Source organism: Paenibacillus humicola (assembly GCF_028826105.1).
In the GTDB taxonomy this organism is placed as follows: domain Bacteria; phylum Bacillota; class Bacilli; order Paenibacillales; family Paenibacillaceae; genus Paenibacillus_Z; species Paenibacillus_Z humicola.
The window spans coordinates 1,610,799-1,630,846 of the sequence record NZ_JAQGPL010000001.1 but is presented as its reverse complement, the minus strand read 5'-3'; the positions used below and the strand labels follow the sequence as shown (position 1 = coordinate 1,630,846).

Here is a 20,048-nt window from a genome sequence, read left to right as displayed (position 1 = left end):
CCTGTCGTGAAACCTCACAGCTCCCGGCGCGCGCGATGTGCGCTGCGTGACGGCGGCCGGTTATAACGCTTCGGCGATCCGGCGTACCGCATAGTCCGCAAAAGGAATGCCTTCCCGCCATTGTCCCGACTGAAGGTAGCCGTTCAGCAGTTTTCCGTAGACGTCCAGCGGCAGCTCGAAGCCTTCCCGGTTGTACAGCCTCACCGTCTGGCTCCGGTCGAACTGCTCCTCGACCCAGCCCGGCACCCGGTCCAATGCCTGCGGATCGGCCGGCGCCAACGGATGTCCGAACAGCGCCCGGTCCGCGTTGTCCCGCATGATCTTGCGGATCGCCTCGTCCGACAGCCCCGCGCCGATTTCCTCCAGCCATGCGATGCAGGTTGGCATCGACTCGTTGCGCGAATAGACCACCGGGTATTCGCTGCCCCACATAATCCGGTCCGTCTCGGCCCGCTCGAATACGAAGGACAGCCACGGCAGAAAATCCCGGTGTGGATACGCCTCCCTGCTTCCGAGCCCGCCGTGCCTGGAGAAAATGACGTAAAACCGGGGATGGGCCAACAGCTCCCGGGCCGCCTGCGACTGCCGGACCGTCTGCGACTGCGCATCCGTATACAGCAGATGGGGCGAGGCCACCCTCCCCTGCGGATACCGATCCAGCCAGTCGAGATACAGGCGCGACAGCTCGTCCGACTGGAACGGGCTGAGGCCGTACACCCACCTGCCGTTCTCGCCGAGCAGCTGCAGAACAGCCGGGTTGCCGAGCGCCTCCCAAGGCTCCATCCGGATGCCAATCACGCCGGCCTGCAGCTGCAGCCGCACGAGCTCCATGCGCTGCTCGTCCGTTTTTCCGAATGGGATGCCAACGCCCCGGATCGTCTCCGGATTGTCGCGGATCGCCGAGAAGAGGCTGGCAAAATCGGGCACGGCGTTAAACAGCGCCATCACCGATTTTCGGATGCTAAACCGCTCCATATGAGCCGTAAAATCGCCCACCCCGCCGTAGCGCGGAAGACCGATATGGGCGTATGCGTCGATTACTGTGTCCATCGTTATGCCATTCCTTTCCGCAAATCGTCCGATTCATAAATTTTGCCGGTAAAGCGGGGAAGCTCGGCGATGTCGAATTCCGGTTCAAACGACTCGAGGAAGCGCACGTTGCGCTCCACCTCTTCCGGCCACCTGGCCCCGACGTTGAGCAGGTGAACGCGCGAATCGGACAGCAGGAACTTCAGGCACAGTTTGTATATGTCCTCGGTCTCGAGCAGTTGGGGAGCCAGATGCTCGAGCAGCCGCTGCAGGATGCCGGAGGTCATCGGCCGCATGACCGCGATGCCGAGCTGCAGCTCCTTCGCCCGGTTCAGAAAATGAAGCGCGGGATTTTGGTAGATCAGGTTGTAGTTGATCTGCGCCATATCGAACAAACCGGTGCCGGTCAATTCCATAATCGAATGGGCGTCCTCCGTCGTCACGCCCAGCCATCTGACCTTTCCCTGCTCCCTGAGCGTCTGAAGCGCTTCCATCGGACCGGCGTTCAGCAGGTTTTGCGTATCCTCATGCGAATAAACGCCGCCGTGAAACTGGATCACATCCACGTAATCGGTTTTCAGCCGCCGCAGGCTTTCCTCGACGCCGCGCATGACGCCTTCCTTGCCGATGTCCGCCCACGAGGACGGCCATGCCACCTTCGTCGCGAGCACGACCTTGTCCCGCCGCCCCTGCAGCGCATCGCCGATAATGCTTTCGCTGTGCCCGCTGCCGTAGCTGGGCGCCGTGTCGACATAATTGATGCCGGCGTCCAGCGCCGCATGGACGACGCGAACCGCATCCGCCCGGCCCTGCGGGCTGTAGGGGTCCCAGCCCTGCGCCTTGTTCACGCCCGAGAAAGGATATCCGCCCACGGCCAGCCGGCTGACCGTCATTCCCGTCCTGCCAAAAGTCGTATACTTCAAAAGGCAGCCTCTCCTTGTACAAATTTATGATGCTCCATCGTGTCCTGAAATCGTTTGCTTACGCTCATCTTATAGCTTTGCCAGGCAAATATCCATGAACGATCCTATTACTTTTTGTACGATTCTCTGCTCGCAAGCGGAGGAGCGGTACCTTCATCCAAACCGGGGGCGGGCGAATAAAAAAGGGCTGTACCTGCGCCGCGGCGTTCCGCCGGATGCGTTCAGGACAGCCCCGATGCCTTATGTGACCGGCTCAGCCGGACTTGCCGGTGCGCCGTTCTGCCGCTGATAGCCGGCCGGACTTGCCGGTTCACCCTGCTGCAGCTGACAACCGGCTCAGCCGGCCGGACGCTTCGCGGCCGGACATGCCGAGCGCCCTGCTGCCGCTGACAGCTGGCCCAGCCGGCAGGACACGCGAACGGCTTAGCTATGCTCCCGCACAAAACGCTCGACGTGCTCCACCGACTGCTTCTGCGCTTCCGTCGTCACGCCATACCCGAATCCATGCCCGATTCCGGTAAAGGTGACCATTTCCGCGGTTCCGCCCGCTTCCTTGACCCGATTGTAATACTGGACGGCGCTTTCCAGCGGCGTGATGTCGTCGGCATCTCCCTGCAGGATGAGCTGAGGAGGCTCCTCGCCGGTAATCCGGTCGACCGGCGAACCGATCGCATATTTCCCCGGCTGCTCCGCTTCCGTTGCGCCGACATAATTCACGATGTGGTCGACGTCCATATGGAGCGTCGTCACCGGGCAATAGCCGACGACGGCCGCCGGCACGGTGCTCATCCGGATTTCCGCGGATGCGAAGTCCGGATCGTTCTCCCGGATGGAGCCGAGCATCAGCGCCAAATAGCCGCCGGCCGACGAGCCGAGCGCCGTCACCCTGCGCGCGTCGAACCCGAATTCGCCGGCATGCTGCAGAAAATACTGCATGCCCAGCCTCACGTCTTCGATCTGGGCGGGAAACGGGTGCTCCGGCGCAAACCGGTAGCCGACCGAAGCGCACGTATAGCCCCGCTCGCAGAAATACCGGGCGACCGGATGCCATTGGTCCCGATGCCCTTTTGCAAACCATCCTCCGTGAATAAAAAACAGCCCGGCGTTCCGGCGGTTCCCCTCGGGAATAAACACGTCGATTTTGCGTTCCTCGAAACCGCCGGCATACGCGATGTTCAGCTTCTCGATCAATGGTACCACTCCAACCGTATCAATTCTTATCGAATTCCTTAAACTCCAGAATGGCGCCCAGCTTGGCGGCCGATTCAAAATACGCGTAACGCTCCTTGCCCTTCTCCTGCTTGTGGAAAACGGGCATGCCTTTGCCTTCCATCAGCTGGATATGCTCCTCGAAGCCGTCGACGTAAAACGCCATGAAATGAATGCCCGGCCCGTTCTTCTCCAGAAATTCGGTCCACGGGCTTGGCTCTTCGTACGGCTCGATGAGCTCGAGGTATATCGGCTCCAGCGGAATAATCGCCGTCCTGCAGCGCGCGTCCCGGTATTCGCCCCTGTACCAAATATACGGCTCTTGGCCGCCTTCGGGGGCGGGAGCCGGCGCGGGGACGGGGTCTCCCGGAGCAGGCTTCGGCCGCGGAGCCCGCATTTTGGCCGGATCCAGATTGAATAACTCCACGTAATAGTTGAACGCTTCTTCCAGGTTGTCTACGACGATGCCGAGCTTGACGATCCGGTTCGTTGAAATTTTATCCACGCCGGGAGCTCCTTTCCGATGGCCGATGCGATCACGATTTGGCTTGCGGAGATTCGGGATCGAGCTGCATGAATTCGATCCGGTTGCCGTCGGGATCTTTGACCCAGCACTGCCAGTTCCCGTCCTTGCCCTGCTTCGGCCCCGAATCGATCGTAATCCCCTTGCTCCGGAGATGGCTTACAATTTCTTCAATATCGTTCACTTCGAGGCACAGGTGGTTGTAGCCCTTCACGACGCGCGTATCGTTGTCGACACCCTGCCGGCCGTTATAGAACAGCTCGATAAACTGCTTGTCGACGACTTTTAAATAGACGATCCAGGGCTCGTCGTTGTCGTTTTTCAGCTCGAAGAGCTTCTCGAAGCCCAGCTGATCCCGGTAAAAATGAAGCGATTGTTCCATATCCATCACATTGTACGCTGTATGACCGATCCGTTTAAACATGTCCCGAGGCCTCCCGCCCGCTTGATGTTCCTTCGCTTACCACTCCGCAAACGCTTCATCCAGCTGCCGCGCATGCTCGTCCGACAGCTTCCAGCCGACCGCCCCGACGTTGTCCTCCAGCTGCTCCAGCCGGCTGACGCCCATAATGGCCGAGGAGACGGCCGGACGATGAATGATCCAGTTCAGGCTGATCTGCGCGGGCGTTTTGCCCAGTTCGTTTGCGATCGCTTTCAGCTGCGCCACCGCAGCCTGCGCTTTTCTCGCCTTCTCGGCCACGCCCGGCTCGTCGTAGCCGCGGCTGCCTTCCGGAACCGCATTTTCGTATTTCCCCGTCAAAATGCCGCCGCCGATCGGGCTGTACAAAATCATCCCGATTCCCTGATCCACGCACAGCGGCTGCAGCTCCTTTTCCACCGTCCGGTTAACCAGGCTGTAGTTCGGCTGAACGGATACGAAGCTTGCGAGCTTGTTGACGTCGCTGACCCAAAGCGCTTTGGTGAGCACCCACGCCGGAAAGTTGGAGCAGCCGATATAGCGGACTTTGCCCTGGCGGATCAAATCGTCGTATGCGCGAAGCGATTCCTCGAGCGGCGTCTCCCAATCGACGCCGTGCGCCTGATACAGATCGATATAATCTGTGCCGAGGCGCTTTAAGCTGCTCTCCACTTCCCGCATAATATGCTGGCGCGACTGCCCTTTGTCGTTCGGGCCGCTCCCCACCTCACCGTGTACCTTGGTCGCGATGATCACCTTGTCCCGCATGCCTCTGACCGCCCGGCCGAGAATTTCCTCCGCTTCGCCGCCCGTATACCGGTTGGCCGTGTCCAGCAGATTGATCCCCTTGTCGACGGCCGCCTGAATGATTCGTGTCGAATCCTCCGGCGTCACCTTGCCCGGTTTGCCCCAGCGCGGCGTCGGGCTGCCGAAATTCCAGCAGCCGAGGCTGATGCGCGATACCTTCAAGCCGGATTTGCCAAGTCTCACGTACTCCATACGTTGCACCCTTCCTCTTTGGTTTGATTTTCTTGCCGGCAGTCGAAGATCGAAGCGGATTCCGGGTGAAAGCGCGTACATTTTCGGCTGAAAAACAAATTCCGCCGGAACCGGGCCTGTCCGGAATCCTTTCGTCTTCTGCATCTCTGTTTAGTTTGCATTATAAAGAATCGCCGGCCGTTCGAGAAGAACTGAAAATAAGTTCACCTAGTATACCTAGTATACCGTATCCATCCGGATTCGGATTCTCCCCGGTTCCGATCCGGTCCGGCGTCGAACCGCCCCGCCGGACCGCCCCGCCGGACGCTCCGCCGGTCTCCCGGTCGGAGCTTGCGGAGGCATCCGGCGATATCGCGGCGGCCGTGCCTACTCACGGTCTTGCATCGTTTCCCTTTGCTTCAAGATTTGAACGAAACCGTTCGTTCCGTCCACCCGGATCCGGTCGCCGTCCTGGATTGTTCCCGTCGCACCTTCGATACCGACGACGGCCGGGATGCCGTATTCGCGGGCTATGACCGAGCCATGCGTCATCATGCCGCCGACCTCCGTCACGAGCCCGGCGGCCGACGTGAAGAGCGGCGTCCACCCCGGATCCGTGTACGGGGCGACGAGAATTTCGCCGGCGTTCAGCCTGGCGTCCTCCAGACTGACGACGACCCGCGCGATCCCTTCGACGACGCCCGCCGAGACCGGCGTGCCGAGGAGCGCGCCTGCCGGGGCTTCGGCATCGCGAGGCTTCCCGCTTATCATCTCGCCCAGGCTCGTCATCACGCGCGGGGACTTCAAGCGTATATTCAGTTCATGCTGCTGCCGGCGGTTTTCCGCCAGGTCGCGGAGGTTCCCCGGAAAGCGGTCTTCGAGCATGTCGGTCAGCTCTTCCAGCGAAAAATAATAGGCGTCCTCCGGCTGATGAAATACGCCTTTGCGGACCAGCTCCCGCGCTTCCGCCAAAATGGCCCGCTTATACACGTCCATCAGCCGAATTAGCGCAAATTTGTGATGCTCGCGCATACCCATCAAATAGCGGTACAGCCTGACAAGGCGGGCCGCCTTCCGCCGCTCCCTTCCGGACCGGAACAGCCGGACGATTTCGCGCGCCGCTTCCTCCGCATCCGCTTCGCCCTGCTTGAATTTCGCGCGGTGTCCGCCGGGGGATGAGGTCTGCATATTGCTGACAATGGACGAAATGAGCTGCGAAGGGTCCTCGTACCACCGCGGCTTCGTGATATCGATTTCGCCTGCCCCGCGCATGCCGTATCGGCTTAGAAAGCGGTCCAGCTCCTGCAAAAACCCGGAGCCGCCCGGAACGTGCCGCAGCCGCTCGTAAAATCCTTCGCCCTCGGCCTGCTGCAGACATGCGGCGACATCGGGAAGCTCCCTTGCCGTATCGGCCAAATCGCCGAGCGCAAGCCCCATTTCCGTCGTCACGTTGCCGGGCAGCGATTTATACAGCCGGCTCAGCAGCGAGGCGGCTTGCTCGCCGCCCGCCCGTTCCTTGAGCAGCCGTTCGAGCTCGCCGGACGCCAGCATACCGGCAATGAGATGAACGACGATTTTGGCGATCACGTCCGGAACGATCCGCCCGATCCCGCGGCGAATGATGCGGAGCCGTTCCGCGCCCGCTGCCGCTTCTACCCGTTCACGGGTGTCCAGCACGATTTCGTCCATAAACGCTTCCGCCCGCGCCTTCGCTTTCCCCGGATCGCGCACGTACCGGTTCAGCATGACATTCGCCGTCGCGGGCAGGGCGACGGAGAGCAAGTTTCGGACGACCCGGAAGATGGCTTTGCGGGACGGCGGCTCCTGCGGGAACTCCTCTCGCTCTACGGCCTCCGACAGCGCCGAGGCGATCATTTCGTCCATGCGGCTCAAAAGCGTCAACAACCGCCTGCGAATACGCTTGACGGACAGCGGCCCGGTCAAATCGATGAAAAACCTTCCGCCGGCATTGGTGATGATTTGGAGGTCGGGCGCATCCATAACAAAATCGGTAATATGACTCAGGACGGACAGGGCCAGCGGTTTCATCGGATCCGTCATCATCTGGATATAACCCAAATTGATCAGGACGCGAAAACGGCTATCTTTCAACTGGGGCAGCGGGTAAAGCGAGGTGATCGGCCGGCTCTGCAAAATAAAAAAATGTCCGCCGGCCAGCGCCCACTCAATATCCTGCTCCGCACCGTAATGAGCTTCGATTCGGCGGCCAAGCCGGGCCAGTTCCACAATCTTCTCGTCCGGCAGTGCCTGGAGCTCCCGCTCTTCGGGCGGGAGCGTCCTCGTCACGGTCCCGCCTTCCGCAGCCGCATAGATCGCTTGTTCTTTCTTGGAAATTTTCTTCAACACGATTTCGTCCGCGCGCACCTGGTACAAATCGGCCGTGACCAGTCCGGATACGAGCGCTTCGCCGAGGCCGAAGCTGGCGTCGATCGAAACGGTATCGCGGCGCCCCGTGACCGGGTCCGCAGTAAACATGATACCCGATACGTCGGGAAAAACCATCTGCTGCACGACAACCGACAGCAGCACCGCCCGGTGGCTGAAGCCGTTCTTGGCGCGGTACGAGATCGCGCGGTCGGTGAACAGCGACGCCCAGCAGCGCTGCACAGCCTGCAGCAGCTGCTCCGCTCCGACGACGTTCAGGTACGTATCCTGCTGGCCGGCGAACGAAGCGGAGGGCAGATCCTCCGCCGTTGCGCTGGAGCGGACGGCGTATGCCCGGTCCCTGCCGGCCGACTCCCAAGCTTTTATGATGGCCGCTGCTATTTCGCCCGGCATCGGAATCGACGTCAGATGCTCGCGGATTTCTTGTCCCAGCCGGCCGATCCGTTCCAAATCGTCATACCGGGCCTGTTCCAGCAGCCGAAGCAGCTCCTCAAGCTTCGGGCTTGATGCGGCGAACGACCGGTATGCCGACGTCGTCACGCAAAAGCCGGGCGGTACCGGCAGTCCGGCCCTTGTCATTTCGCCCAGGTTCGCGCCTTTTCCGCCGACGTCGGGCAGATGCGTATGATCAATCTCGCCAAAGCCCCGCACAAAATCGTCCATCCCCAGTCACCCTTTCGTCCCTATTGACTTTACCCCGTCATACAGGCATACGGAAACTTAGGAAACCAATAAAGTAACTTATGGTTTCCAGTTTAGCTCTCCAGGAAGCATTTGTCAATCGGGATTTGAGAAGGAGATTGAAAAAATGCGGATTGTGAAATCGAATTCAACAATTTACAATGAGTGTAATCGGACCAGCATCGATTGAGGGAGGGACTTAACGGGTGAATCCGGTCAGGCTTGGTTTCATCGGATGCGGAATCGTGGCGAGAGATTTACATTGGCCCGCATTGCAGCAGCTGAAGGAAAAATTCGAAGCCGTGCACGTGTGCAGCCGCTCCGAAGCGAAGGCGCGGGAGTTTGCCGATTTGACGGGTGCGCCGCGGTATTCGACCGATTATCGTGAGCTGCTGAAGGATCCGAAGGTCGAGGCGGTAATCATCGCGTATCCGTTCGAACTGAACTACGAGCTGACGAAAGCGGCTCTGGGCGCCGGCAAGCACGTGCTGGTGGAGAAGCCGCTCGCAGCCACGCTCGAAGAGGGACGGGAACTGGTCTCGCTGAGCGAAAGCGCGGACCGGGTTGCGGCCGTGGCCGAAAATTACCGGTACCGGCCGGTGTTCGCGAAAATCAAGCGCTATATCGGCGAAGGGCGCATCGGCAGGCCATGCAAGGTCATTTGGAACGGCTTCGGATATTTGCCGCGCGATCTCAAATATTTGAAGGATTCGACTTGGCGGCATACCTCCTACGGCGGTTTTATTTTGGACGGCGGCGTTCACCAAATGGCGGGCCTCCAGACGATTTTCGGCCGGATGACGAAGGGGATCGCCCATACGGTCCAAATGCAGCACGGCGCCGGCGAACCGGACGGGCTCACTTACTTGTTCGAATTCGAGAACGGGGTCAGCGGTATCTACCATAACTATTTGAGCATCGTGGGATACAGCTATCACAATCTGCTCATTTTCGGAACCGAAGGCTCGATCATCCTGGAAAATAATCAGCTCACCGTTGCGACGCAGGAAGGGCGCGAGCAGGAAAAAGCCGAGGACGACGGCGGTTACACGGGCGAATTCGACGATTTTTACAGCGCCATTCGAAACGGAACGCCGACGCAGAGCTCCATCCGGGAGGCGTTTTACGATTTGCAGGCGCTGCTGCATGCGCTGGAATCCACGAACAAATGGGACGATTTTACCATCGGCCCGCTCCGCTGAATCGTGGCCTATATGAAAGCGTCAAGGACAGATCCGCCATCCTCGAAAGACGGCGGATCTGCCCTTTTTGTCTGCGAACGAACCGCAGGGTCCTGCGGTCTATTGTGCCGCTGCGGCATAAGAGGCCGCCGCTGCGGCCAAATAATAAGCAAGCCCGGCCTGCTGGTTTTCCAGCATGCGCAGATGGAAATCGTCCTCAAGAAAAAACCGGGTCTGCGCCGCAAAATCGGCAGCGGAAGCCGAATGGCCGTGCGCGTTCAGAAAAGCCAGGTGGCTGCCAATCCGCTGCACGACACGCTCGTCATAATGCTTGACGCCCGCCTTCAGCGAATCCGTCATGCCCGTTATGAACGCTGCCGCTTCCGCAGCCTGCTCGTTCATGCTTTGCACGTCGATCGGCGTCGCTTCCAGCATATCGAACCCGTACGTTTCCTGTAAATACGCCTGCTGCTCCTTCATCGCCTCTTCCCATTCCTTGGCGCTTTCAAATCCTTCAAACAGCTCTTTGTCGTTCATCGGTACTCCTTTCTTTGCGCTTGCGATTGTTTTTTGCAAGGTAGCTAAGATCGCTTCCAGCCTTTGCTTGCGGAGAAGCAGCAGCTCTTCCTGCCTGACCAGAGCCGGCAGCCGGGCCGCCGCCCCGTCAAGCACTTCCTTGATTTGCTCCAGGGTAAAATCCAGCTCCCGGTACAGCAAAATCTGCTGCAGCCTCTCCAGCTCCTCCATCCCGTACAGCCGGTAGCCCGCTTCGCTGATCCTGCAGGGGACGAGCAGGCCGATTTTGTGGTAATGGTGAAGCGCTTTGACCGTTACATGGGACAGCTCCGAAACCTCTTTGACCGTATAAAACGTGCCGTTTCCCTCCTTTCCGTTTCCAAGTGTAAAGGCTCCTCTTAGAGGAGAGTCAACACCCTTTTACGAAAAAAAATGCAGGCTGCGACCGTAGCCGATCGGAGCCTGCCGTTTGGATGGCGATGGTGCTTATTTCGGGTACCTTTCCGTGAGAAACGCAATCGAGCGGGCGATCAGCCGCTTCAGCACATCGACCTCAATATCCTCCATTTTATTCACATATACGCAGCCTTTGCCGGCCGTATGCTTGCCAAAATCGTTCAGCAGCGCTTCCCGCTCCGGATCGCCGGTCGCAAAGTAGAGGCTGATTTTCGCTTTCCGCGGCGAAAACCCGACCAGCGGCGCATCGCCCTCGTGGCCGGATTCATATTTGTAATGGTACGAACCGAAGCCGATGATGCTCGGCCCCCACATTTTGGCCGGAAAGCCGGACGTTTCCTCGAAAATCTCGAGCAGCTTATACGCGTCCGCACGTTTGCCCGGATTGCCGATCCGATCGATAAATTCGATCACGCTGCGATCGTTTTCCTTCGTCTTCTGTTCGTACACGGCCATTCCCCCTTCTATCGTGAATTTAACGTATCATGTGCCCGGACGAATTGTCAAAATGGTACGGCGGCGGCCCTCCATGCCGGCTCTTCCAGCTCGAGGAACGCTCTGATCTGCAAGCGAAAGCGTTCCCCCGTTTGTCATGGCTGCCCGGCTGCGGGAATACAATGGAGAAGGAAGTAGGATATTCAAAACGAAACAATTCTTGTACAATGTCCATAGCAGGTGCACCACAATAAGGAGGAGAAAGAAAATTGAAGAAGAAATTTTGGCTTGCATCGGGCATTGCAGCTCTGATGTTCGTTTCTGCGGGCGCAGGTGCGCTGGCGGCAACGAAGTTCACGATCATCGTCAATGGAAGGGTCGCGAATGTCGACGCAAAGGTGATCAACGGAAGTACATATTTGCCGCTTAGAGCCGTCGGCCAGCTGCTCGGCGCCGACATCGGTTACAATGCGTCCACCCATACCGTGACGGTCACGTCTGCTGCTCCTACAGCCATTACGGGACCCAAAACGATCCCGGTCAACGCGACGGTCACCAGCGGCCCCATGGTTATGAAAATATCGAAAATTACGCTGGACCCGGCTTACAAATCGGGCAACTTTTCGAACCCGATTAAAGCCGTTATTTTTGACGCGACCGTTCAAAACACGTCGGGCGACAAAGTAGCCTGGGTCCCGGGATACGGCACGATCGTCACGAATGCGAAAGAACAAATTACCGGCACGAGCTCGGATTTTTCCAGTACGTTCCAGGCGAAGGCAGTGGAATCCGGGAAGATCGTGTTCCAGGTGAACGGGGATCTGGACGCCGTCCGGAGTCTCATTTACTCCGTCACCCGCGCGGGCAAGGTGCTCGACAACGGAACGCTGGACTACTACAGCAACAACGCGAAAACATCGGTTACCATACATCTGTAATTTCCCCCGCTGCTGCAGCACGGCGGCCGCTTCCGGATTCCGATCCGGCGGCGGCCGCCGTTTTGCTTTCAGCCTTTAATCAGCTTCATGCGCAGCTTGTTCGAAACGAGTTCGATGATCAGGATAAGCACGACGGTGCCGATGAGCAGCGCCCCGACCTGTTCCCATTTGTAGCTTCGCATCGCGAAAATAAGCGGCGCTCCGATCCCTCCCGCCCCGACAAGCCCCAGAATGGAAGCTTCGCGCATGTTCATATCGAAGCGATAAATCATGATCGACATAAACATCGAGAGCAGCTGCGGTACGACCCCGTAGCGGATTTTTTCGAACGTGCCGCATCCGATCGACGTCATCGATTCCAGCACGCGCGTGTCCAGCTCTTCAATCGCGTCGACGTACAGCCGCGCCAGCATTCCGACCGAGGTGATGCCGATCGTCAGCACGCCGGCGAACGGCCCCTGCCCCGTGACGCGGATAAACATGAGACCGTATACGAGCGCGGGAACCGTCCGGATCACGATCAGCAATAGGCGGATCAGCCAGGATACGGGTTTCGGCACCATATTCGACGCCGCCAGAAACGCAATCGGTATTGCCAGCACCGAGCCGACCAGTGTACCCAGGAAAGCGATCGCAATGGTTTGGATGAGCAAATAACCGACGCTCTGCTCGGTCAGATTGAACAATAAACCGGTATCCGGCGTCACAATCCCTTTCAGGATGCTCCACACGATTTTCAAACCGCTTTGATTGACATCTTTGAAGCTGACCGCGGTCAGCGACCAAATGAATAATATAAGGACGATCGCCGCAACCGTCAGGATGTAACGGCGATTGCGCGGTGCAGCGAGAAGCTGCTTTTCCAGAGTGGTCATCGGTCAACTTCTCCCTAAATCAGCTTTTTTCGGAAATGCTCGCTGACCGTTTCGATCAGGTAGACGGTCACGATTAACGCCAAAATAATCATGCCCGTGCCGGGATAATCGCGCCAGCCCAGGCTTTCGTCGATCAAAAGCCCGATTCCTCCCGCCCCCACGTAACCGAGTACGGCCGCGTACCGGACATTCCCTTCAAAGCAAAACAAAGAGGACGAAATATATCCGGGCAGCACCTGCGGCATAATCGCAAAGCGAAACGCCTGGAACCGGGTCATGCCGATCGATTCCATCGCTTCGAAAGCTCCCATATCCGCGTTCTCGATCTGTTCATAGAGCAATTTCCCCACGTACGAGATGGTGAACAGCATTATGGCGGCGGTTCCCGCGAGCGGCCCGAGTCCGAAAACGAAGGTCGCGATCAAGGCCGTCACAAGCGTCGGCAGCGTTCTCAGCAGACTGAGCGCCATTTTGATAGCGACCGCGACGGCTTTGTACGGCACGATGTTGGAGGAAGCCAGGACGGCGACCGGCAGCGCAATCAACGCGCCGATCATGGAGCCGAGCAGCGACATTTTGACCGTATCGAATAAAGGACGCCAAACCTTTTTCATGCTGTGCCAATCCGGTGGAATCATCCTGCGGATAATATCGAAAAATTTTTCGATGCGCGTGGCCAGCGTGTGGAAGCTGAAATCCGTAAAGACGACGGATGCGGCCGTGCAAGCGATCAGGATGAGCAGAACAAGGGGAACCCGCGTTCTTTTCCGGAAAACGACTTTGCCGTTTGGCAGAATCATCTTTTGAGGCGCAAAAAGTTTATCATACATAGGCCGTATCCTTATCCCGGGCGGACTGCTCCGTTTCCCATTGTCCGCCGTAAATCCGCTCCAAAATGTCCGGCGTGACCTTGGCCGTTTCGCCGTCGAACACGACTTCCCCTTTATGAATCCCGATGATCCGGTCCGCGTATTCCAACGCCATTTCCACATGGTGAATGTTCATGATGACGGAAATGCCCATGTCTTGGTTGATGGATTTGAAGTCGTTCATAACGGCTCTCGAGGTGACGGGATCCAGGGAAGCGATCGGCTCGTCCGCCAAAATAATATCGGGGCTCTGGGCGAGCGTCCTCGCCAGCGCCACGCGCTGCTGCTGTCCGCCGGACAGCTGGTCCACGCGAACGAACGACTTGTCTAGAATCCCGACTTTATCCAGCGCTTCTAATGCCTTGATTTTCTGTTCCTTTGTGAAAAAGCCCCCCAGCTTGCGCCAAAACGGAAGATCGGGCACAAAGGAAACCAGTACATTATTCAACACCGTCGTCCGGGTGACCAAATTGAACGATTGAAAAATCATTCCGATTCGTCTCCGGTAACGGCGGATTTGTTTTCCTTTCAGCTTGGAAACGTCGACGTCGTTCACCATGATTTTGCCGCCCGTAATATCGTGCATGCGGTTGATGCAGCGTATGAGCGTGGATTTGCCGGCGCCCGACAGTCCGATAACGGCAACGAATTCGCCTTGCTTGATCGTCAGGTTGATATGCTGCAGGGCGATCGTACCGTTCGCGTATGTTTTTTCCACATCGATAAACTCGATCATTCGAAAAGCCCTCGCTTCTATAGTCCTGTCCTGCCGTGAAGCATGTACATCCGGGAGTAAAAATGAGAACATCACGATGAACCGATGTTCTCATTAAGGTTTCCGGTCATGATTGGTCTGCCGGATATCCGGGTCCGAATCTCCAATTGGCCGCTGAGCTATCTCAAGCTTTTCAGAAGCTCCTGCGCTTTTCGTTCGGCGTCGTAATCCGAAGATTTCGCCACCTGGTATCCTTCATGCGAATAGATCGCGATTACTTTTTTGCCCTCGTCGGTTTTGGCGATGGCGATAAATGCATCCTGAAGCGCCTTCTTGAATTCGTCCGTCATAATCGGGCTGTTCTTGCTGACGCTGATCGTATCGTTGTAAATCGGCTCGGTAACGCCGATCACGTTCGTTTCGTCCCAGATCGACGCCTTCCGGCTGTATTTGCTCGTCCAGTTCTTCTCGTTGTCCATTCTTGCATCCGCATAAACGAGAATAACGTCGGCCTGGCCGGTCGCCAGCCGGGCGAACGAGCTGTCATACGAATCGGATTGCACGACATGGGCCAAATCGGTTAAGCTTTTACCGTATTTATTTTGCAGCCACAAGGACGGATAAATATAGCCGGCGGAGGACGACGACGTCATGACCGACCAGTTCGCGCTGTTCAAATCGTCCCAGGTCAGTTCCTGGCCGCTATTCACTTTATCGGCCAGCTCCTTGCCCTTCTTGGTCGGACCGGCAATAAACAAGGAGCGGTAGTAGGTTGCCTGCTTGTCCACGTTCGTGGTCGGTTTATGGTCGTTCCAGTCCTTCGGATTGTCCGAGTCGTTGGACAGCGCGCTGCGGGTTGCCGTCAAGATCACGTCCGCGCCGTCGTCGTATAAAACATATGTACCGCCCGGAATCAAACCGACATCGGTCGAGCCCGCTTCAAGGGCTTCGCCGACCGCTTCGTACGTCGTCCCGACATTGATATCGACTTTGTCGACCTTGTAGCCTTCGGTCCCCAGCTGGTTGATGAGCAATTCCTTCAGCGGAGCCGTCGTCGTAATAATTTGGTCGGGGTCTTTCGATGGAACAAAGCTGACCTTCAAATCTTTGATTTCTTTCGCTGCCGCGCCCCCCGCAGAGCCTCCGGCATTGGACGGTGCTTCGGAAGACGTACCGCCGGAACCGCCGTTATTGCCGCCCGAGCCGCATCCGGCCAGCAATCCGGTCACCAGCACGATCGACATCATCGGCAGCCATTTTCTTTTCTTCATTTCGGTTTCTCCTCACCTTAACGAAATGTGTTTTTATTTGGAAGGGGTTGTCTGACGAAGGGATATTCGAAAACCCATGGCTATCGTACGGTTAAATTGTTTTCCCGCTGTCATAATATTGTTAGCGGAGCATTATTTTCCGGTTTGCTGTCGAAATCGTCTGGGACCAAACGCCCAAAGCAGCCTGAATCTGCTACAATGGAATAAGATGAATCTATTGGAAAGATTGAACAATCTATGACTTAATAAGCATTATAAGTTAAAAGTTTCAAGGAGGCAACCACATGTCCGTCACGAAATGCCGGGTGGTCATTCTGGAAACGAGCGACCTGCACGGCTTTATTTTCCCTAGAAGCTACGCCGACCATGCCGAGGCGAGACGCGGTCTCGCCAAAGTGGCGGGCGCCGTCTCTCTCATGCGGCGCGAGCACCCTCAGACTCTATTAATCGACAACGGCGACTGCCTGCAAGGAACGCCGCTGACCTATTACCATGCCCGGGTCAATGACAAGCCGAACAACCCTGTCGTCGCCTGTATGAACGAGCTCCGCTATGACGCCGCGGTTCCGGGCAACCACGAATTCAATTACGGCCTCCCTTATTTGCAAAGCGCTGTCCGCGCGTCCCGTTTCCCCTGGCTGTCGGCGAATACCGTGGACATCGCGACCGGAAAGCCGTATTTCGGCCGGCCTTACCTGATCCGGCAGTTTGATGGCGGTTTGCGGGTCGGGTTGCTCGGCCTTACCACTTCTTACATCCCGAACTGGGAACAACCGGCGCACATCGCCGGCATTCGCTTCGAAGACCCCGTCGATACGGCTCGGAAATGGGTCGACTTTCTAAAACAGACGGAGCGTGTCGATGCGGTCATCGTATCCTATCACGGCGGGTTCGAACGCGATCTGCAAACTGGGCGGCCGTCCGAGAAATTAACCGGGGAAAATGTCGGTTACGCCATTTGCGAGAACGTTCCGGGAATCGACGTCCTTTTGACGGGCCATCAGCATCGCGCGATTGCAGGCAGCCGCATTAACGGCGTCTGCATCGTACAGCCGGCAAACGAAGGCCGTTTCCTCGGCAAAGTTACCTTGACGGCCGAACGCCACGCGGATGGCTGGAACATTACGGAAACGCAATCCGAGCTGATACCCGCAGACCGGTTCGAGCCGGATCCCGCCGTTCTGGAAATCGCCGGAGAAGTGGAGGCGCTTGCGCAAACCTGGCTCGATCAGCCGATCGGATTCGTCGAAGGCAGTATGGCGATCGATTCGCATGAGGACGTCCGGCTGCGCGAGCACCCGCTGATTGAGTTTATCAACCGCGTGCAAATGGATGTCTCCGGAGCGGACATCTCGAATACGGCTTTGTTCGACAACCAATCGCCGGGGTTCGGCGAACGAATTACAATGCGGGATATCGTCGCCAACTATATTTATCCGAACACCTTGAAGGTCATCCGCGTATCCGGACGCGACATTCGGGCCGCTCTGGAGCAGTCGGCGGAATATTTCGAGCTCGGGGAAGACGGCAGGATTACCGTCAGCCGGGCGTACCTCGCTCCGAAGCCGCAGCATTACAATTACGACATGTGGGAAGGCATCGATTACGTGCTGGACATTTCGAAACCGGCCGGTCAGCGGGTAACGAAGCTGGAACGTGACGGAAAGCCTCTTGACGAGAATGAGCAATTCGAGGTGGTCATGAACAATTACCGGGCGGGCGGCGGCGGAAATTTCACGATGTTCCAAGGCAAGCCGGTCATCAAAGACATTGCCAAGGATATGGTGGAGATTTTGGCCGATTACATTCGTGAGCGGCGCACGATTAAAGCCGAAGCAAACGGGAATTGGAAAATCATCGGCGGCGCCGGGCGTTAAAAGGGGAAGCCGCCGGGAACGAATCGTTTCCGGAGCTTCATCGTAAGATCACAGAAAACACATTTCGCACCGGCAGCCAAAAAGAGCTGTCCATCCCATGAAACCCTCCCGGCCCACGGCCCGGGAGGGTTTTCGGCTGAATCCGCAGCAAGCTGAAATGAAGCTTGAATTTGAAGCTGTCGCTTCATGGTCGCGGCAGACGGCAGATTCCGCCCTTGTCTCTCTCTTTCGATTCAATTGAAGCCGGAAGGCGACGTTCATTTGCCGGCCGGAGCCGTTCAGGTATTTGTCGGGGGAGTTCCGTAAGGATTTCCGGGATGGCCGGCTTTTCCCGGCTTAGGATACGTAATGTCAAATTGGCTGATCACCAGACTGTTCCCGCTTTTGACCGTACCCGACCATTGAATGCCGGCCCCGCCAAAACGGTTCGGAACGATTTTCTCCTGCAGCGACAGCACTTCGTCGTCCGCATCGTTATATCCGGTTACCGTAAACATATTGCCGATGACTTTCAGATCCACATACGTATTCGGCTTCAATACGCCCGTCAACACTTGCGTATCGCTGATCGGCATGCCGATCCCTTTGTCGATTTTGTACAGCTGGAATTTAACCTTCTCCGCGGACTCCGTCGTTCTCCAAAATCGCAGCGAATATCCGGTCTCGGTGCGCGGATCGTATTTTATAAAAATATCCGCATTTTGAACGCCGTCCGCATCGCTGCCGGAGCCGGGGCTCCCGAAGCCCTGCCCTCCCGTTTTTTCGGGCGTCAGCATCGCGTTGATCTCTATGTTGCCGAATTTCTTGTCCTGCTGGTAATACAGCGCCGCGCCCTGCGATGCCGCTCTAACGCCGTACCCATTCACCAGATTGCCGCCGGTCATCGATGTCCAGTCGCCGTCAACGGTCCATAAACCGCTTACATACGTATCATTCGCAGCGGTCACGAAGTTCCGGAAGTTCGGGGATACGTCCAGCGTTAACAGATCCGACGGCTTGATCGGGCGAGTTCCCGAGGCAAATACCGCAGGACCCGGAACGCTGATTTGATGCTTGGGCTCCACGCCCACCCGGATATATTTGCCGACATCGCCCGGTGTCAGCGTATACTCCCTCAGCGGCACATCCCCCCGGCTCGTCGCAACCTCTCTCGCGTTCGTTCCATTGGCGTCGTCGCTGATATACCACGTGATGACGGATTGATCCTGTTTGTCGCCCAAATTGTCTAATGTGTAGTCGACGCGGACTTTGCCGTCCGACGGCGCTTCCACAACCGGCGGGGCGGCTAATGTCGGCGGATCGATATATTCCGGCTCGACATAAATATGCGCCGTGACATAGAAGCCGTTCACGGCCGTCGCGCGGACGGTCACATATTCGGCATTTTCCGTCCGGTTGTTGCCGGTAACGGTAATCTCCGGCCCTGTCGTGGAGCTCAGCTTAATCAGGTCCGAATCCGTGGACCAGGCGATGGTTTGGTCGGGTGCCCGAGTCGGCGAAACGGAGGCTTTAAGCTTCACGCCCGCATCGCCCGTACGGATCGACTGCGTCCCGTTCGTGATCGCCATTCTGAAAATCAGGTCGCCCTGATCCGCGTATTTCTCCTTCACGCCCGCCGGGTCCCAGTCGTCCGCCGCGCCCGTTGGCGTTGCCCGGAGCAGGTTCCACGGATTAAACGCCAGCGCTTCCTCGTCCGACAGCTCTCTGGACGTATTGTTGGCCGGCTCGCCTTGAAGGCTGTCTACGAATTGCGCCGGGTTGCCGGCGGTGTCCTTCGTATGATAAGTAAGCGAATACAAATTATTTCGGATGATCGGAGTTGTCGTGCCCCATACGTTCGGAGTGGCCGGCGTAAACACCGGTAAGGTGCAGTCGATGAGCGCCACCGGATTCGAAAACCCTTTGTAGAAGCCGACACCGTGATCCGATGTGAATTTTGTATGGATGAATACGACGCCCGATGCAGCCATGACCGGCCCGTAGCCGTGTGCGAAGTGGATCTCGGAGTCCTCCCATACACTGATCGTTCCGCCCCCGAGGAAGTCGGCCGTACCTTCCAGGTAGCAGTTTTTGCAATAGGCGCGAGTCGTTTGCAGGAAAAGAGTATCCAGCCGGCTTAGAAAAGCCACGTTTTCATAGACATGCTTGTCGCCGGACGCTTGCAGCGCAACCGCCTGCGTCTCGACATCCGAGCGCTTTTTCAAGTTTTTACTCGGGTCGCCCGGATACTCATAATCCATGTTCGTATAATTCAGAAACGTAAGATTCTTGGCCGTAAAGCCGTTCGCTTTGACGATGACGACATAACCGTTGTTCGTTTCCGTGTCCGTGCCGGCTCCTTGCTTGTTGCCGCGATTATCGGCCAGGACGACTTTCCGGCGGTCGTCGGTCAGTCCGAGCAGTGTAATGTAGTTCTTGGTGATGTTCAAACCGGTCTCGGTCGGCGTCCCCTGAATATGATACACGTTCGGCATAATGCCGATCACGGTCGGATGCTGCTCGGTCCCTGCGGGAGCGGCTGCATAAGCCGCCTGGATCGTTTTGTATTTCTTCTCTGCGGGTATATCCGCCGGCAGGGAGCCGTCCACGAGGTAATCGTACGTATAGCCGGCCGGTTCTTCTGCCGAAGGCTCCGCAGCGGATGCTTCTCCGTCCGATCCGAACGAAGCCGTGAAGCCAATCAATACGAACGTTCCCAGAACCATTGACAGCCACAGCAAATGGGGTTTTTTTATCATTCCGGCTGAA

At 57.4% G+C, this 20,048-nt stretch carries 16 protein-coding genes and 1 pseudogene; 3 read left to right on the top strand and 14 right to left on the bottom strand.

What is annotated here, in order from left to right:
* Positions 1–60 precede the first annotated feature (60 nt).
* The 7 genes from PD282_RS07615 to PD282_RS07585 all read right to left on the bottom strand — a co-directional run bounded on the left by PD282_RS07615 (position 61) and on the right by PD282_RS07585 (position 8,149).
* The gene (locus tag PD282_RS07615) at positions 61–1,050 is read right to left on the bottom strand and encodes an amidohydrolase family protein (protein WP_274649766.1); all 990 of its coding nucleotides are present in this window, start codon (positions 1,048–1,050) and stop codon (positions 61–63) included.
* A gap of 2 nt (positions 1,051–1,052) precedes the next feature.
* Positions 1,053–1,952, bottom strand: a complete 900-nt coding sequence (locus PD282_RS07610; RefSeq protein WP_274649764.1) for an aldo/keto reductase — start codon at positions 1,950–1,952, stop codon at positions 1,053–1,055.
* Positions 1,953–2,375: 423 nt separating this feature from the next.
* Positions 2,376–3,143, bottom strand: a complete 768-nt coding sequence (locus PD282_RS07605) for an alpha/beta hydrolase (protein ID WP_274649763.1) — start codon at positions 3,141–3,143, stop codon at positions 2,376–2,378.
* A 19-nt stretch (positions 3,144–3,162) separates the two neighbouring features.
* Complete coding sequence (locus PD282_RS07600; protein ID WP_274649761.1) at positions 3,163–3,666, bottom strand: VOC family protein; 504 nt, start codon at positions 3,664–3,666, stop codon at positions 3,163–3,165.
* A gap of 31 nt (positions 3,667–3,697) precedes the next feature.
* A complete protein-coding gene (locus PD282_RS07595) occupies positions 3,698–4,108 on the bottom strand; it encodes a VOC family protein (protein ID WP_274649759.1) in 411 nt (136 codons plus the stop codon).
* Positions 4,109–4,144: 36 nt separating this feature from the next.
* Entirely contained in the window at positions 4,145–5,101 is a 957-nt protein-coding gene (locus tag PD282_RS07590; protein ID WP_274649757.1) for an aldo/keto reductase, read from the bottom strand.
* A gap of 366 nt (positions 5,102–5,467) precedes the next feature.
* The gene (locus PD282_RS07585; protein ID WP_274649755.1) at positions 5,468–8,149 is read right to left on the bottom strand and encodes a phosphoenolpyruvate synthase; all 2,682 of its coding nucleotides are present in this window, start codon (positions 8,147–8,149) and stop codon (positions 5,468–5,470) included.
* 224 nt (positions 8,150–8,373) lie between these two features.
* Between PD282_RS07585 and PD282_RS07580 the strand changes: the two genes are divergently transcribed.
* Positions 8,374–9,369, top strand: a complete 996-nt coding sequence (locus tag PD282_RS07580) for a Gfo/Idh/MocA family protein (protein ID WP_274649754.1) — start codon at positions 8,374–8,376, stop codon at positions 9,367–9,369.
* 99 nt (positions 9,370–9,468) lie between these two features.
* Here the strand turns inward: PD282_RS07580 and PD282_RS07575 are convergent.
* Together PD282_RS07575 and PD282_RS07570 are read right to left on the bottom strand one after the other, a co-directional pair.
* A pseudogene (locus PD282_RS07575) lies at positions 9,469–10,215 on the bottom strand (MerR family transcriptional regulator); the annotation flags it as partial.
* Between the two features lie 135 nt (positions 10,216–10,350).
* Positions 10,351–10,770 (bottom strand): DUF1801 domain-containing protein, encoded by a 420-nt coding sequence (locus tag PD282_RS07570; RefSeq protein WP_274649753.1) that lies wholly within the window; start codon positions 10,768–10,770, stop codon positions 10,351–10,353.
* A 254-nt stretch (positions 10,771–11,024) separates the two neighbouring features.
* Here PD282_RS07570 and PD282_RS07565 point away from each other — a divergent pair, with 254 nt between their 5' ends.
* A complete protein-coding gene (locus PD282_RS07565) occupies positions 11,025–11,693 on the top strand; it encodes a stalk domain-containing protein (RefSeq protein ID WP_274649752.1) in 669 nt (222 codons plus the stop codon).
* A gap of 68 nt (positions 11,694–11,761) precedes the next feature.
* Here the strand turns inward: PD282_RS07565 and phnE (PD282_RS07560) are convergent, their stop codons facing one another.
* The 4 genes from phnE (PD282_RS07560) to PD282_RS07545 all read right to left on the bottom strand — a co-directional run bounded on the left by phnE (PD282_RS07560) (position 11,762) and on the right by PD282_RS07545 (position 15,423).
* Entirely contained in the window at positions 11,762–12,568 is an 807-nt protein-coding gene (gene phnE, locus PD282_RS07560) for a phosphonate ABC transporter, permease protein PhnE (RefSeq protein WP_274649751.1), read from the bottom strand.
* A gap of 14 nt (positions 12,569–12,582) precedes the next feature.
* Positions 12,583–13,398, bottom strand: coding sequence for a phosphonate ABC transporter, permease protein PhnE (phnE, locus tag PD282_RS07555; RefSeq protein WP_274649749.1), 816 nt, complete (start codon positions 13,396–13,398; stop codon positions 12,583–12,585).
* The gene (phnC, locus tag PD282_RS07550; RefSeq protein WP_274649747.1) at positions 13,391–14,173 is read right to left on the bottom strand and encodes a phosphonate ABC transporter ATP-binding protein; all 783 of its coding nucleotides are present in this window, start codon (positions 14,171–14,173) and stop codon (positions 13,391–13,393) included. Before phnC ends, phnE (PD282_RS07555) begins: the two co-directional genes overlap by 8 nt.
* 158 nt (positions 14,174–14,331) lie before the next feature.
* Positions 14,332–15,423 (bottom strand): phosphate/phosphite/phosphonate ABC transporter substrate-binding protein, encoded by a 1,092-nt coding sequence (locus tag PD282_RS07545; RefSeq protein ID WP_274649746.1) that lies wholly within the window; start codon positions 15,421–15,423, stop codon positions 14,332–14,334.
* Positions 15,424–15,707: 284 nt separating this feature from the next.
* Between PD282_RS07545 and PD282_RS07540 the strand changes: the two genes are divergently transcribed.
* Positions 15,708–17,300, top strand: a complete 1,593-nt coding sequence (locus PD282_RS07540; RefSeq protein ID WP_274649745.1) for a bifunctional metallophosphatase/5'-nucleotidase — start codon at positions 15,708–15,710, stop codon at positions 17,298–17,300.
* A 278-nt stretch (positions 17,301–17,578) separates the two neighbouring features.
* Here PD282_RS07540 and PD282_RS07535 read toward each other — a convergent pair whose 3' ends face one another.
* Positions 17,579–20,038, bottom strand: a complete 2,460-nt coding sequence (locus PD282_RS07535) for a pectinesterase family protein (protein ID WP_274649744.1) — start codon at positions 20,036–20,038, stop codon at positions 17,579–17,581.
* Between the last annotated feature and the right edge of the window lie 10 nt (positions 20,039–20,048).

What these genes read in the sequence shown, in the direction of transcription:
- PD282_RS07595 (WP_274649759.1), bottom strand. Translation starts at nt 4,108, where the DNA reads ATGTTTAAACGGATCGGTCATACAGCGTACAATGTGATGGATATGGAA.
- phnE (WP_274649749.1), bottom strand. Translation starts at nt 13,398, where the DNA reads ATGTATGATAAACTTTTTGCGCCTCAAAAGATGATTCTGCCAAACGGC.
- phnE (WP_274649751.1), bottom strand. Translation starts at nt 12,568, where the DNA reads ATGACCACTCTGGAAAAGCAGCTTCTCGCTGCACCGCGCAATCGCCGT.
- PD282_RS07615 (WP_274649766.1), bottom strand. Translation starts at nt 1,050, where the DNA reads ATGGACACAGTAATCGACGCATACGCCCATATCGGTCTTCCGCGCTAC.
- phnC (WP_274649747.1), bottom strand. Translation starts at nt 14,173, where the DNA reads ATGATCGAGTTTATCGATGTGGAAAAAACATACGCGAACGGTACGATC.
- PD282_RS07545 (WP_274649746.1), bottom strand. Translation starts at nt 15,423, where the DNA reads ATGAAGAAAAGAAAATGGCTGCCGATGATGTCGATCGTGCTGGTGACC.
- PD282_RS07585 (WP_274649755.1), bottom strand. Translation starts at nt 8,149, where the DNA reads ATGGACGATTTTGTGCGGGGCTTTGGCGAGATTGATCATACGCATCTG.
- PD282_RS07590 (WP_274649757.1), bottom strand. Translation starts at nt 5,101, where the DNA reads ATGGAGTACGTGAGACTTGGCAAATCCGGCTTGAAGGTATCGCGCATC.
- PD282_RS07540 (WP_274649745.1), top strand. Translation starts at nt 15,708, where the DNA reads ATGTCCGTCACGAAATGCCGGGTGGTCATTCTGGAAACGAGCGACCTG.
- PD282_RS07535 (WP_274649744.1), bottom strand. Translation starts at nt 20,038, where the DNA reads ATGATAAAAAAACCCCATTTGCTGTGGCTGTCAATGGTTCTGGGAACG.